This is a genomic window from Bacillus sp. TH50, from assembly GCF_016650565.1.
Classification (GTDB): Bacteria; Bacillota; Bacilli; order Bacillales; family Bacillaceae_G; genus Bacillus_A; species Bacillus_A mycoides.
Window position 1 is genome coordinate 2,003,528 of sequence record NZ_JAEKFM010000003.1, and the last position, 14,939, is coordinate 2,018,466.

Below are 14,939 nucleotides of genomic sequence, written 5' to 3' on the forward strand. Positions count from 1 at the left end.
ACGGCGCCGTGCTGATGTAGCAAAGAGAATGCGCAGATAATCCTACCGATCTACACGAAGTACTACACATATGTATCGATGTACAACGATCACTACTCGCAACCTATCATAAATCACTACCGAAATGTAGCGAAGTATACTGATCCCTATGAGTTCGTTTTTTTGCAAACGCACGTAAACGTATTTATGCTTAATTATATGCGTGTGACGCTTACTCTCGCAGGAGGTTCGGTGTTTCATCTAAGATATTACGCGAGTTTACATCAATATTTAAATTATACGATATAGTGTGTAAATAAAAAGGAGCTGCGATATATCCAACGTGAGAGAACGCTGGAACGCAACCCCATAGCCTATGCAGAATTTCCACATCTACATAGGGCGCTTCTATTAGACGTACAACCGCTATTAGAAGTGTTAGAAAACTATTATAACATTTCACACACTTCAAGATCCAACAACTCATGATTACTTTAGATTTATTCTTGATAGTTTCAAAATAAAGATTTAGTTTTTTGTATAGAAAATAACTTTTGGAATCTATAACCAAGATAGGTTATAATACGAATATACGAAAAAAGCCCATCGTATTGGTAGTACGACAAGCTTCGTAAGGTGGTGAATACATATGGATGCAATCACCGTTACTGCGGTTTGCTCTTTACTCATGGTTGTTATGGGAATGATTAACATGAGCAAAGGAAAGAAGTAATATTTTTTATTTAAAGTCTTTCAGTGTTGGTAGCACTTGAAAGACTTTTTTCTTTATATAGTATTCCACATCTAATGCAGAATATTACTTATAAGCCTGTAGTCTACTAATTAGGTATGCAAAGTCTTCGTTTTGAGAACATTTAGCTCATTGTTGCCCCTTAGGCAACATAAAGATAAAAAAATAATGTAACAGTTAACTTTAAGTGAACTCATGTATCCCCGAAAGCAACTTTCATACCCCTCCATCAGGATCATTAACTTTTTGATCATAATGGATACTTTTAGTATCCTTATAGCAACATTATAACTTAACCTAGAGTCCAGTTACAAGCAAGTTAAGCTAAAAAATTCGCTTCAAGCGAACGCGCCGCAGTCATGGCACCGTCATATCAACGTTTATGCTATGCGGTTTGTACATCGCTTGCATAATAAGATACTGCATATGAGATGCACTACTTGAAGGGATGCAAAAGGTTAAAAGATGATAAAAACAATCTTCTTTATCCACTATATAAATGATAAAATTGAAATAAATTACAAAAGGTTGTGAGGAGTTTGGGAAAGCGTAGTAACAACCCTAAAGGTTCTGTTATGGAAAAAAGAAACTTAAACTTTAAATTCTATCTTAATAGTTTTACAAAAGGTCAATACATGCGGATTTATGACGTATTGAAAGACACACATGACCATACATTTAAAGCCGTATATGAACGATTAAATACTCGTACAGATGAAGTAGAAGCTGAATTGGCGAAAGAAGCTGAAAATGTACTAATCGATTGTAATAACATTGACCCAGATTACTTTGATTACGGTGATTATTTAGATTCAATTTGTGAATATGTATATGAACGGCTTGATGAACAATTTCTAATGCATTATCAATTCGAATTAATGTCTCTAAGCAATCTATATCAAGTTTTTGAACAACAACTCAGGAAATGGTTGTATGAAGCGATGACTCATCATTTTAATGAATATATTAATCAAGTTGAATTTACCCATGTTGACAATAAAAATAAGAATGCATATGATAACTTTTTCAATAATTTCGGTAAATTAACTGATTTATTCACCGCATTAAAATTAACCTTTACTAATCCTCTTGGCGATGAAGAGCTTATAGTAGAAACTGACATTTGGAAAATGATTCGAGAATGCAATTTACTCTCCAATACTTATAAGCATGGAAGTGGTCACTCCGCTACCAACCTATATGAGGCATATCCTCAATATTTTAAAAAAGTAAATAGCACTCGTTTAATGGATTTATATCGTACAACAAATTTGGAACGAGTGTTAGATGTTGATAAAATATCTTTTGAAAAATACAGTAATGCCATGAAAGAATTTTGGGAGAGCATGAAAGAACATCAAAACGGTACGCTTCTTATGAATGTACGTACCTCATCATAAATAGAACCAAATTAATAAGTAAAGAGGGAAAGCGATAAAATCACTAAACCTCTTTACTGTTTATCTCATAATTCCATTGTACTTAAGTTTATCTCATAATTTTCTTTTCTTCGCGTGAAGACTTTACGCGTCCCCCTCTTCCTTCCTCTTGCGTATAAAATCGCCAATCATCGCAGTAATAAACGAAGCTGCTACGGCTAATCCGAATACTACCCCGAATGCTGCTACGTACAGATTGCCAACTGCTTTGGTTATCGTCATAAATACGAATGCGAATACGATTAATAACATTTCTTTACGTTTGTTTCTCACGCTATATCCTCCCTTCTGACATTTCTGTTTCGTAACCTCTGCTTAAATCCTCGAACTGCACCTCTAGCAGAATCAAACGAACGATCCGTTTTCTGCGCCACCGTCCGAGTGATCTCGTTCTCTTTAACTCCCGACCTGACTACGTCCTCGCTATCAATGGTATCAAATATCGAATCTAATATAATCTTATCGATCTTCTTTTCACAGATAGATCCATATAAAGTTTCGTAGATCTCTTCGTATGTACACGCATTACAGATCGCTTTTTCTTCCGTAGTATCTGTACAGTCGCTTAACGTTTCCAATCCACTAATATCTCCGATCAGCGTTAACACATCTCGCTTCTTTCCTCTACTTCCACAGTATTGGCGAACACTTTGATAAAATAACCATTTAACTCGACTGTCAAAGTCCCCTCGATCTACATCGAATGTTCTGATCGCATACCTTATTTTACGGAAACAATCGTCTATAAAGTGTACTTCGTTATTCATCTTATGCCAGTTATCGTTGGCTAGTCGTTCGATCAGCGGTACGTAGTGCGCCTCGATCCCCGTTCTATATTTATTATTATCACTTATTCCAGTGTAACAATCTTCCACTTCTTTCTTAGCTAAAGTCGCTAGTCTGTTTAATGTCGCGTTTATGTCTTCGCCTTTATTGGCGTATTGTCTTATATTAAGTCGTCTTTCCATGCATAAGTCCTCCGCCTCTTGTAGCGCCCTGTGTCAACCTTCGATGTTTAACTCACTTCCGCTAGTGACGTTAAATACCGAGTTTATGCTATTGACAAGCGTTGACACATCGACTAGCAGAGGCGAGGAAGTCGTAGGAAGCAGGTTGCAGTTTGAACCCCTATTTCGCAGAGATAAAAATAATCGTCAATGCGAATAGAGGTAAGGCGTTAACAACTAGCGTCGGCTCGTTGTGTGAGGTTTTCAGTAACGCATTCCCCGTCCTTGTGCTTTCACACGTATCGACTTTCTACACTACAAAACGTCCCATAGTGCGCAAATCTTTCGATACACCTTGTTACCGTAGTAACAACGTATTTCCACCCTTGCCGTACAATGCCCGCAATCGGCTAGTCCTATACGACGCACGGGGAATGATATGCGTTGGAGTGTATAGCGCTGATGTGTGCGGCGGTTCAGCTCCCCTTTTACGTTGTTATAGCGGTACGGCTTCCGCTTTTTGACTTACCGCATCAATACCTAAAAAAGACATCACTAAAGACACCTTGCAATCCTCGATTTTTTTCGATAGAATGAAGGTAGAAATTCGGACTGATACGGCTTGTCCTGTATTCAGTTTGGTTTGTGTATGTTTTGAGTCTCCAGTTGGCGCTGGGGACTTTTTATTTACAAGAAATTCCTTAGACTTTCCGCTACTTCGTTTTTATCTAAGTGCAGATAACGCGTTGTAACGGATATATCACTATGCCCTAGCGCTTTAGATATCAACGCAACATTCGCACCTTTCTTTAAGAGATTCTTTGCAAAACCTCTACGTATTGCGTGCGGATTAATATTTTTAAGTCCGTATTCTTTAGCGTGTTTAGTCATTCGTTTTGATATAATATTATTCGTCAGACTAGTTAAGACACTTCCTCCACTCTTCGTAATAAAGAGATAATCATTTTTCACGTTGTATTCTCTTCGAATAATTTCGTTTTGTTTCATAAGAACGTCTAGCAATCGTGCGAGAGCGTCGTCAAACGGCAGATATATTGATTCATGGTTCTTAATAATACCGCCGTCAACCCCTAATACTTTCGCATCTAAATCGACGTGCTTATGTTCTAATTGCGCCAATGTGCCGACACGTATTCCCGTTTGATACATAAGTAAAATAGCGGTAGCGTCTCGTAAATCTAAGAATCGTGTTAAATCGAGTACCGATAACAAGATATTAATTTCTCTATCCGTCGCACCTTCTTTAACAGGCGTATCTACCTTTATCTTCACATTGCGCCAAAAGTTAATATCAATCCACCCGTTATCGTGACAACGCCCTAGAAACGCCTTTAGACACTTTAAGCGAGTTAATTTCGTTTGATTACTAACGTTCATAGACGATAACCACTCGTAAATATGATTAACATTTAATTCTTCTAAGTACTGCGTATCTGTTATCTTCGTAAAGTGATTAACGTGTAAATAGTAGTCATTTATCGTACGCTCACGTAAGCCTGTCGCCTTCATTTGACGTACAACTATTTCGAGTGCTTTGTCGATTGTTAAATTAAATGTATAACGACCCTCTGCGGTCTCTTTCTTCCGTGGATCACTTTTCAATCTATCTTTAAAAACATTCGTTAAATCTTCGCTAATCGTTAAAGAATCACGTCTTTTGGACATAAAAAAATAAGCCCCCTAACTCGTTAGCGACCGCACATTGTACGATTCAACTTACGAATTAGAGAGCTTATATATTGCGGACTTTGACGTCACCGCAAAAGGTTTTTTTAGCGTCCCAGGAGAGATTCGAACTCCCGACCGTACGCTTAGAAGGCGTATGCTCTATCCGGCTGAGCTACTGGGACATGGAGCGGGTGAAGAGAATCGAACTCTCGACCAGAGCTTGGAAGGCTCTTGTTTTACCACTAAACTACACCCGCATATGTTATTTTATTTTTCTTCGTTAGCGCCGTTGCCCTATCGACAATATTTATTATATTCATAACTACTTATAAAGTCAACACTTTTTTAAAAGAGGATAATTTTTCTTATCCTCTTTTAAAAATTGCTTGTTCCACCAGCTGTCCATCTAATGTTTCAAAACGAACTTCTATATGATTTTCATCCATTTCTAATAAAGCGAATGTCTTTTCCACACGAGAGCGCGGGAGCAAAATACTTCCTGGATTAATAAATAAAATCCCATCAAGTAATTCTGCCCCTAATACATGAGAATGTCCAAAGCACGCTACTTGTGCTCCTATTTCTTCTGCATGATACGCTAACGTTTGTAACGTCATTTTCACATTATGACGATGACCGTGTACAACTAAGAAACGAATTCCATCTACATCAGTTACAATTTCATCTTGAAAGTTAGCATAATCACAATTCCCTTTTACAACTTGGAAACCTTGTAGCTCTTCGTGAGCAGGCGTTAGCTCTGAATCACCACAATGAATCATGACATCTACTTTCCCTTCATATTTCTCTTTTAACTGCTGTAATTCCTTCACGGAGCTATGACTATCGCTTACGATTAAAGCTTTCATCAATCTCTCTCCCTTATTCTTCTAAAAACCATTCCGGGATTTTCTCTTCTAATTTACGAAGAGCGCGTCCGCGGTGGCTAATCGCATTTTTCTCATCCGAATTTAGCTCAGCCATCGCTTTTTTATATTCTTCTACATAAAAAATCGAATCGTATCCGAAACCATTTTCCCCGCGACGCTGTTCTAGAATTTTCCCTTCGCACGTTCCGTTTACAATAACCGGCTCTTTATCCACTTCAGGGAAAGCAACTGCTAGCGCACAGTAAAAACGAGCTGTACGTTTTTCTAAATCGACGTCAGTTAACTCTTGTAACACTTTATCTATATTCGCCTGATCATCTTTCGGCTCTCCAGCAAAACGAGCTGAATACACACCTGGTTTCCCGTTTAAGGCATCTACAATAAGACCAGAGTCATCCGCAATTACGATGGAATTCAACTGTCTACTAAGACTGTCCGCCTTTAAAATTGCATTTTCTTCAAATGTTTCACCAGTTTCTTCGACTTCTTCAATATGAGGAAAATCGTGTAAAGATTTCACTTCTAAGTCAAATCTCTCAAATAACTCAGCAAACTCACGTACTTTTCCAAGATTTTTCGTCGCTACAACAACTTGCTTCATATTTTCCACCTCTACTCTATATGAGATACGATGTCACCTAACGCTTCTTTTTGCTTTTCAACAAGTTGGAAAATCCCTTGTTCAGCAGCATCAAGTAATTCATTTAATTCAGCTCTGCTAAACGTCGCTTCTTCTCCAGTTCCTTGCACTTCAACAAACTGACCTTTTCCAGTCATAATAACGTTCATATCAACGTCTGCTTTAGAATCTTCAGCATAATTTAAATCTAAAACAACACCTTGTTCTTCAACAACACCTACTGACGTTGCCGCTAAATAATCTTTCACCGGAATTTTAGATACTTTTTCTGCTTGCAATAATTTTTCAAAAGCTAATACCATCGCTACATAAGCACCTGTAATAGAAGCTGTTCTCGTTCCGCCATCCGCTTGAATTACATCACAGTCAATCCAAACCGTTCTTTCGCCAAGCGCTTCTAAATCAACAACCGCACGTAATGCTCGTCCAATTAAACGCTGGATTTCCATTGTGCGCCCTGTTACTTTCCCTTTACTTGACTCTCTGATTGTACGTTGCTCTGTCGCACGTGGAATCATTGAGTATTCTGCTGTTACCCAGCCTTTTCCTTCTCCGCGCATAAACGGCGGTACACGCTCTTCAATTGTCGCTGAACAAATTACCTTTGTATCCCCAACTTCAATTAGTACTGATCCCTCTGGATGTTTTAAATAATTTGTATGAATATGTATATGGCGTAGCTCTGCTTTTCCTCTACCATCTACTCGCATAAAAATAACCCCCTCATAAATACTCTCATTAGTATAGCCAAATTTAAATGTACGATATGTATAACAATAAAAGAAGGGGAACTCAAAAAGCAATTCCCCTTTCTTACATAAGTATATCAAATTATTCGCGATTAAAAACTACCTGTATTCACGTTTTGTGGACGATCAACAGGTTTTATTAACTTTTCACCTTTCTCATCCATAAGATTTGCTTTCCCATTCACTTCAATAGAAACATTTTTCACACCTTGTTTTTCCGTTAAAGATAAGACTAACGATTTCAACACATAATTTGAAATCATGTTTTTGTCTGGGTTCACAAATATATTTTCATTAAAGTTTAATGTAATATTTCCGTTCTCCACTTTTGGATTCGTAATAAGCTTAGCTCCTGGATTAAAATCATTTAGTAGCGACCCTTGAATCGGACCTTTTACAAGCTCATCCACAATTGCCGAGTAATCATTTTCTTTTCCTTCTGCAACGCGCCTTGTTACCGGTACGTAATATTGCTGCTTATTATTATTTTGCGCCATAAAGTAAAGTGTAACCGGTTTTGTATGCGTCACATCTGCTACTTGTTCATCATCAAAGTTAATACCATTCGCACGACTTACACCTTCACCAAGCGGTGTACCCGCAACAGGCATCTTCACTAACTTTTCACCATTTATTTGGAACTGCACTTGTTTTATTTCTGTAAATTGAGTCAAAGTCCACGCTACTGATTCAACAATTTGACGTTCTTCTTCTTTTGAATAATTTTTCATTTCTTTAGAGAAATCAATTACTGCTGTCCCGCCTTTTTTCAAATTCAAGGTCATCGTCGTATTCGCTGGAAGGACTGCTCGAAATCCATTTGGCAATAAATTTGTAACTGGTCCATCTTTCACAAGATACTCTAACGTTTGCTGTACAACTTCATTCGCTTTCGGAGTAGGCATTGCAATAGTTTGCGGTACGACATATCCATTTTTATCAACGAGGTATAACTCTCTATTTACTGTTTGCCCTTGTTTATCTTTTTTAGCAGTTTCTTTCTTTTCACCTTCTGTATACGTAACTTTTTTTGGCGGATCAATTTGTTCTGTCGCTTTCTCTTGATTTAACAAGCCACACCCTGATAATAAAATCGCACTCACAGTAGCACCAACAACCCATTTAAAAGTGGATTTAGGCATGCCATTCCCCCCTAAAATCTAAGTTTGTACTATTATGTATACGAGCTGTTTCATGTTTTAGAACAAGCTATGGCTACTTATATAGAAAAAACCCTGATTTCTCAGGAGTTCTCTTATATGAATCTACTATTATTCTGTTTCTAAATTGATATGCTTCACATTTTCAATCGGCTGACCGAACCACTTTGATGCAATTTCTTTAAACAGGCCTATTTTACCAGTCGTTAAGAAGAGATGATCACTTTGTTCTTCTCCCTCATTTAGCATCTTACTATGGTATAAAATCGTACTTACCTCACGCGCTGTTTCATCACCCGAACTAATTAATTGTACTTGATCCCCCATTACCTTTTTAATAACAGGACCTAAAATCGGATAATGTGTACATCCTAGAATAAGCGTATCAATGTCAGTACTTTTCAACGGTTGCAATGTTTCTCTTACAACTTCATACGCCATTTCACTTTCGAAATTCCCACTCTCTACAAGCTCAACGAAAGGTGGGCACGCTAAACTTTCTACCATAACACGGTTATTAATAGACTTTAGCGCCTCTTCATAGGCGCCACTTTTTACTGTTCCAATCGTTCCAATAATCCCAACATGATACGTATTTGTCACTTTTAAAGCTGTACGTGATCCTGGATGAATAACTCCAACTACTGGAATTGGTAATTGTTTCTGCATTTCTTCTAATACAACCGCAGTTGCTGTATTACACGCAATAACTAACATTTTGATATTTAAATCTAATAAATGCTCCGTCATTTCCCACGTAAATTGACGCACTTCTTCACGAGAACGCGGACCATAAGGGCAACGTGCTGTATCCCCTAAATATATAATACGCTCTTTCGGCAACTGACGAATTAATTCCTTCGCTACTGTTAAACCGCCCACTCCTGAATCAATAACACCGATCGCTCTATTCAACTTAATCACCCGTTTTCTCATTCATCATCTTTTATGTTTATCAGTATATTTCACACACTTTAAGTTCGCTAACTTAAAGTGCCCCTGTATAAAAATTTTCATTTGTACCTATATAGATCAGGACCTTTTTTATTTTGCTCCTTTTTTTCATAATTTGCAAGACAGAAAAATAACCGACCTTCTATATGAAAGTCGGTTTCTTCTATATAAAATGCTCATTCAAAATAAAACTCCCGCTACTTTTATTAATAGCGGGAGTTTTATTTCTATATTTTATTTATCGCGTTCTTTATAGCCTTACCTATTTATGTATGAAACATTCTTATCATTCATATGGAGCATGAAACAAACAGAAAAATAGCCGACCTTTTGTATAAAAGTCGGCTGCTTTCTTATAGTTCAAGCTCTCCCATACGAAGAAGCTCAACAACTGCTTGTGAACGTCCTTTAACCCCTAGCTTTTGCATTGCGTTTGAGATGTGATTACGTACTGTTTTTTCACTTATAAACAGTTCACCTGCAATTTCCTTCGTCGTTTTATCTTGAACCAGTAATTCAAATACTTCTCTTTCTCTCTTTGTGAGTAACGGTTTAGATTGATACGCTTTTTCCTTCAACTGGTATAACCCTCCTTGCTTAAGCCAGAGCTGTATATGTGTAAGTTGGGTGTTTATTTAGTCAAGATATTGTATGAACGAAATGTGCAGGTGGTGAATGAAAATAGGCTTTATTTCTTATGTTATTTTAGACTTTTATACAGTGCGTACACTCTTTTTATCCACTTACTTTTCAGTACGCCATATTTGTTCTAGCAATATACTTACAACAGTACCTACGAACAAACCATTTCCGAATATATATTGCATCACAGACGGCAAGGATTGGAGTGCTCCAGACGGTAAAAACATAACACCACTTCCAAATAATATAGCAACTCCTAAAATCGTTACATTCCTTTCGCTGATTGGCACTTGTTTTATATTATTAAATCCAATTCCAATTAACTGTACGAACGAAGCCATTAAAACCGCAGATGCGACCGCGGATGGCAGAGAGGCTAAGTAGCGGATAATACTTGGAAACAGCGACATACCGACTAATAGTACACATGCAAATAAGAATGAACGCATGTACTTTTGATTTGTTAAACGTATGAAACCTGCCGTTGCTGGTAGTGGAATGACACCTACAGTTGAAAACAAAGAGGAAATCATATGCGAAATCCCTCCGACCCACGTACCATTTCTCAACTGTTTTTGTTCAATAGTCGCTTTATGAATCGTAGCTTGATTGATTGCTATAATAGCTGCCACTGTATTTGAAACTAAAATACATACCATAACGAAACTTGATACAGCCATACCTGTATTCCATTTTGGAATTCCCCACGCGAATATATGTGGAAGTTGCACAAACTGAGTTACTTGAGATGGGATCGTCACTTTTCCTGCAATGAGAAAAATGATCCAGCCACTAATTAACCCTATTAAAACCGCATAACTTTTAACAAACCCTTTTCCGAAGTTGGAGAGTATGACTACGAATAAAAATATGCCAAAAGCAATTAATGCTGTAAATCCATCAATTTGAGAAGCAGTAGCTGTAATTCCTAGCATTCCTTTTAAAAATACACCACTTAATTGTAAACATAATAAAAGTAAGAACGTCCCTGTCACGAGCGGCGTAAATAAAAATAAAATACGCCCGATAACTCCCGTTACTCCTAGCCCTATTAAAACAACTCCCGCAACCATCATTCCTAATTCTAAAATTTGCAATGTACTATGTAATTGATCCTGCCCTACAGTTGCATAAGCAAGCACGGTAAATACACCAACCCAAGATCCTGCTGGTCCATCCGCAATCGGAAGCTTATGTCCAAGCCATCCTTGTAAAAAAGAAGATATACCAACTACGAAAAACGTACGCTGCATTAAATAAAATACTTCTTCCGTCGTAAGATGAAATAATCCGCCAACGACAATTGGTAGCGCGATTGAGTTTGCTAATAAAAAAATAAACCATTGCAAAGTTCCCATAATATGATTTTGATTATGTTGATTGTCCAAACTTTTCATCCCTTCTTGCTTCCTTATAAGGAAGTATAGTACTTCCGTGTTTCTACTAAAAAAAAAAATAAGGGTTCTATTTTCACAATTAGAACCCTTCTCAAAACATCTAAACGATTCCTCTATACAAGATTATCAGATTTCACTTGATTTAAATCCCCTATAACAACATTTCCTTTATACATAACTACACGCTTCTCTGTTTGACGAGCCACTGCTTCCGCGGCGCATGTTGCATTCGTTAAAACAAAACTTGCCTCATCACCTACATTCGGCCACACTCGTTTCCCTTCATTATTTAACGTTTCTTTCCCTCCAGTAATAAAACGAAGAGCTTTCCCTAAAGACCTTTCATCACTCCAACCAAATCGTTCTGCCAATCGATTTGCCTTTTGAAGCATATCACCTGTGCCAAACGGAGACCAATGATCTGTAATACTATCATTTCCTAATGAAACTTTAACTCCTTTTCGATCTAATAATGGAATTGGGATTACTTGTTTACCGATTGGAACGGTTGAAGTGATATCAATCTTTAATGCTGCTAGTCTTTCTGCCACTTCTTCAGCTTCTTTATCAGTAACACCACCAAGTCCAAGCGCATGACTAATTGTTACACGACCTTGCCATCCTGCTTCTTCCGTTAGACTGGCTAATCTCTTCATTGTAAACGTTCCAAGATTATTCGCATCGTGCAAATGAATATCAACATCCGCATTAAATTCTACCGCAATGTCCATAATCGTATGTAATGATTTTTCAATATCATTATCTACTGTAGCTGGGTCCACTCCGCCAACTAATTGTGCGCCCATACGCATCGCATCTTTCACAAGTTGCATAGAATTACTTCGCAATAATCCATGTTGCGGAAATGCAACTATTCTACCAGACAACCGATCTTTATATGTTCCTAAAGCCGCTAACGTTGCCTCTAAATTACGAAGTCCAATAACCGGATCCACATTACAATGCGTTCTAATATTTGTTGCGCCATTTCGAAGCAATAACTCTAGCATATTTTCCGCCCTGTCTTGAGCAGTTGCTAATTGCTTTGGTAAAATCGTTTTTTCTTCATTAAAACGTGTAAAAATATTTTCTGCTGGCATACAAGCTTTCCAAGGCCCACTATAATATGTTTTATCAATATGAATATGCATCTCTTCAAAAGCTGGTAAAACTAATAAACGATTAGCATCAAAAGTTAACGTTCCTTCCTCTTGGGCGATTCCCGCTATAATTCTTTTAATTCGCCCATCTTCAATAAGAAGACTGCATATCTCAGTTTCCGTTTGTGAAATTTTCGCTTCTTCATATGTATAACCTGTTTCAAGCTTTACATTAGTCAACCAATATAATGTCATTACCATTTCCCCACCTTATATTAGAAAATACGTCACACCCTCATTTTCATTTTAATACCAACTGAAAATTAAGACAATTAATCCACTGTATTGTCCTTTCACAAAAAAATGTAATATAACCTAATGGTCTTCTCATAAAGTGAAACTATAATCAGTGGGGGGCATCCCCCACTGATTATTAGCCTTCACCAATCGGGCGTTTACGGGCAGTTGATCTCCCACCTAACTTCTTTGCTTCAGCCAAATTTTGAGGTGGGAGTTTTACTACCCACAAATAGCGGGATAAATTTCCATATAGAATAAAAGTACACTGTATCACTCATACATAACAGCGGTGATATAAAAAGGAGAGGATCATAATATGTCGAAGAGGTTATATAAATCCGAAACTGATAAAATGTTATTTGGTATATGCGGTGGTTTAGGAGAATATTTTGATATTAGCTCTACTCTCATTCGCATACTTTGGGTCATTGCTATTTTATGTTTTGGGACGGGGTTTTTAGTTTATTTTATTTGTTTATTACTTATGCCACGCTCTTACTAATAACTTTCTTTCATATATTTGAGCATAGCGTATAAAAAATCCCCTATAGATTTTTCTATAGGGGATTTTTTCATGAAGAATATTTCATCGTTAAATGTAATACCGCTACTTCATCCTCTTCATTTTTATAACTATGTTTCTTATTAGCTTCAAACTGAATGGAGTCAAACTCATTTAGCACATATACGTCGTTCTCAACTTGAATAGAAACTTTCCCTTTCATTACTGTTACCAGCTCAATTGCTCCTTCATGATGAGCTTCCGGTTCATATATACTATTCGCTCTTAAACAAGCACGGTGCATTTCCATCCCTGTTTCTTTCGTGTAACGGAACATCGTTTCTAAATGCCATGCTTGTCCTACATCTACTGCAAATCCTTCTCCGCAGCGCGCAACAGCTACAGGTTCTCCAACAACCATTAATCTCGATAAAGGAATCGATAACCCTTTCGTTATTTTCCAAATGACAGCTAACGTTGGATTCGTTTCGCCTCTCTCAATTTTCCCTAATGTTAATTTACTAACCCCTGTTTTTTGGGCTAATTCTTCTAAACTTAATTTTTGTTCATTTCGAATTTGTCTTAATAGCTGACCTACTTGCTGAATTACTTCTTTCGTTTGCATATCTTCATTTTCTTTCATATATAAAAACCACCTTAAAATATAAAAAAGTTTACTTTTATTAACTTTAAGTATATTATAATATACATAAATACTCAATTCCGAAAGGAGTGCCATACTTCATGCGCGCAATATTACTAGGTCTTTTATCATCGGCCTTTTTTTCTGCAACCTTTATTATTAACAGAGCAATGAATGTATCTGGAACAAGCTGGGCTTGGACTGCTTCCTTCCGTTTTCTATTTGCTCTCCCTATTTTATTCCTTATCGTTTTATTTCGCAAAAACTTAGGAGCTTTATGGGCAGAATTAAAAAAACATCCATTTGTATGGATCGGGTGGGGCTCGGTCGCTGGCATCGGCTTCTATTCTTTATTAAGTTTCGCAGCTGTTTTTTCTCCAGCTTGGCTCGTTGCTGGAACTTGGCAAGTTACGATATTAGCAGGTTTACTACTATCACCATTATTTTTCGTTAAAATAGAAACGAAATCAGGTACAAAACTTGTACGTGGAAAAATTCCACTTCGCAGTTTATATGTAGCATTATTTATTTTACTTGGTGTAATTTGTATGCAAGCGACTGCAGCGGGTCATATTACAATGACTCAGTTCATCTCGGGATTTTTACCTGTCGTATTAGCAGCTTTCTTATATCCGTTCGGTAACCGAAAAATGATGGAACTTGTTGGCGGGCGTCTTGATACATTCCAACGTGTATTAGGAATGGCAATCGGAAGTCTCCCTATTACAATCCTACTTGGTATATACGGATTTTCCACTACCGGTATTCCATCATCAAGTCAAATGATGCAAGGATTTTTGTTAGCATTATGTTCCGGAGTTATTGCGACGATGACATTTTTCTTTGCTACTGACTTAGCAAAAGACAATCTTGCTTTACTTGGAGCTGTTGAAGCAACACAAGCTGGAACGATGGTCTTCACTGTGCTTGGTGAGATTATTTTCTTAAATGGTTCATTCCCTAGCGGGCTGTCACTGATTGGGATGATTATTATCATGCTAGGAATGATCGTAAATAGTGTTTTAAACCGTTCTGTTCCAGTCATTAAACAAAAAAAATCAGCATAAAAATAGATATGGTTCTTCTTCATAGAACCATATCTATTTTTATTATCTCCCTATTTCGCCTTATCAGAATAGTATTTCATTAGCTGTTTA

Annotated in this window: 15 protein-coding genes and 2 tRNA genes; 3 read left to right on the top strand and 14 right to left on the bottom strand. The window is 37.3% G+C overall.

The genetic code is table 11. The features are described 5' to 3' along the window. Positions 1–1,260 precede the first annotated feature (1,260 nt). Positions 1,261–2,130 (top strand): hypothetical protein, encoded by an 870-nt coding sequence (locus JFU23_RS10380; protein ID WP_207200004.1) that lies wholly within the window; start codon positions 1,261–1,263, stop codon positions 2,128–2,130. Positions 2,131–2,253: 123 nt separating this feature from the next. Here JFU23_RS10380 and JFU23_RS10385 read toward each other — a convergent pair whose 3' ends face one another. The 13 genes from JFU23_RS10385 to JFU23_RS10445 all read right to left on the bottom strand — a co-directional run bounded on the left by JFU23_RS10385 (position 2,254) and on the right by JFU23_RS10445 (position 12,592). Beyond that, positions 2,254–2,442 (bottom strand): hypothetical protein, encoded by a 189-nt coding sequence (locus JFU23_RS10385; RefSeq protein ID WP_201031849.1) that lies wholly within the window; start codon positions 2,440–2,442, stop codon positions 2,254–2,256. Beyond that, entirely contained in the window at positions 2,439–3,137 is a 699-nt protein-coding gene (locus JFU23_RS10390; protein ID WP_201031850.1) for a hypothetical protein, read from the bottom strand. Before JFU23_RS10390 ends, JFU23_RS10385 begins: the two co-directional genes overlap by 4 nt. Before the next feature lie 666 nt (positions 3,138–3,803). Beyond that, the gene (locus tag JFU23_RS10395) at positions 3,804–4,802 is read right to left on the bottom strand and encodes a tyrosine-type recombinase/integrase (protein ID WP_201031851.1); all 999 of its coding nucleotides are present in this window, start codon (positions 4,800–4,802) and stop codon (positions 3,804–3,806) included. 111 nt (positions 4,803–4,913) lie between these two features. Then, positions 4,914–4,987: transfer RNA gene (locus tag JFU23_RS10400), tRNA-Arg, on the bottom strand. Position 4,988: 1 nt separating this feature from the next. Then, positions 4,989–5,062, bottom strand: a tRNA-Gly gene (locus JFU23_RS10405). A 108-nt stretch (positions 5,063–5,170) separates the two neighbouring features. After that, positions 5,171–5,674, bottom strand: coding sequence for a metallophosphoesterase (locus JFU23_RS10410; RefSeq protein ID WP_137057153.1), 504 nt, complete (start codon positions 5,672–5,674; stop codon positions 5,171–5,173). A 13-nt stretch (positions 5,675–5,687) separates the two neighbouring features. Further along, positions 5,688–6,296 carry an XTP/dITP diphosphatase gene (locus tag JFU23_RS10415; RefSeq protein WP_201031852.1) on the bottom strand — a complete coding sequence of 203 codons (609 nt, stop codon included), beginning with the start codon at positions 6,294–6,296 and terminating at the stop codon, positions 5,688–5,690. An 11-nt stretch (positions 6,297–6,307) separates the two neighbouring features. Beyond that, a complete protein-coding gene (rph, locus tag JFU23_RS10420; RefSeq protein WP_002015340.1) occupies positions 6,308–7,045 on the bottom strand; it encodes a ribonuclease PH in 738 nt (245 codons plus the stop codon). 131 nt (positions 7,046–7,176) lie between these two features. After that, positions 7,177–8,226, bottom strand: coding sequence for a GerMN domain-containing protein (locus JFU23_RS10425; RefSeq protein WP_002129281.1), 1,050 nt, complete (start codon positions 8,224–8,226; stop codon positions 7,177–7,179). Positions 8,227–8,355: 129 nt separating this feature from the next. Next, on the bottom strand, positions 8,356–9,180 hold the full coding sequence (gene racE, locus JFU23_RS10430; protein WP_003191613.1) for a glutamate racemase: 825 nt from the start codon (positions 9,178–9,180) through the stop codon (positions 8,356–8,358). Positions 9,181–9,551: 371 nt separating this feature from the next. Continuing rightward, the gene (gene gerE, locus JFU23_RS10435; RefSeq protein WP_000659484.1) at positions 9,552–9,776 is read right to left on the bottom strand and encodes a spore germination transcription factor GerE; all 225 of its coding nucleotides are present in this window, start codon (positions 9,774–9,776) and stop codon (positions 9,552–9,554) included. Between the two features lie 165 nt (positions 9,777–9,941). Then, a complete protein-coding gene (locus JFU23_RS10440) occupies positions 9,942–11,237 on the bottom strand; it encodes a purine/pyrimidine permease (protein ID WP_201031853.1) in 1,296 nt (431 codons plus the stop codon). Positions 11,238–11,350: 113 nt separating this feature from the next. Continuing rightward, positions 11,351–12,592, bottom strand: a complete 1,242-nt coding sequence (locus tag JFU23_RS10445; RefSeq protein WP_201032274.1) for an amidohydrolase family protein — start codon at positions 12,590–12,592, stop codon at positions 11,351–11,353. Positions 12,593–12,953: 361 nt separating this feature from the next. Here JFU23_RS10445 and JFU23_RS10450 point away from each other — a divergent pair, with 361 nt between their 5' ends. Then, complete coding sequence (locus tag JFU23_RS10450) at positions 12,954–13,139, top strand: PspC domain-containing protein (protein ID WP_002129290.1); 186 nt, start codon at positions 12,954–12,956, stop codon at positions 13,137–13,139. A gap of 70 nt (positions 13,140–13,209) precedes the next feature. Here the strand turns inward: JFU23_RS10450 and JFU23_RS10455 are convergent, their stop codons facing one another. Next, positions 13,210–13,782: a helix-turn-helix domain-containing protein gene (locus JFU23_RS10455; RefSeq protein WP_002034214.1), complete on the bottom strand. Its 573-nt coding sequence runs from the start codon at positions 13,780–13,782 to the stop codon at positions 13,210–13,212. 101 nt (positions 13,783–13,883) lie between these two features. On the opposite strand from JFU23_RS10455, the gene JFU23_RS10460 reads away from it, so the two are divergent. Then, positions 13,884–14,849 (top strand): DMT family transporter, encoded by a 966-nt coding sequence (locus JFU23_RS10460; RefSeq protein ID WP_002129291.1) that lies wholly within the window; start codon positions 13,884–13,886, stop codon positions 14,847–14,849. Positions 14,850–14,939: the final 90 nt, after the last annotated feature.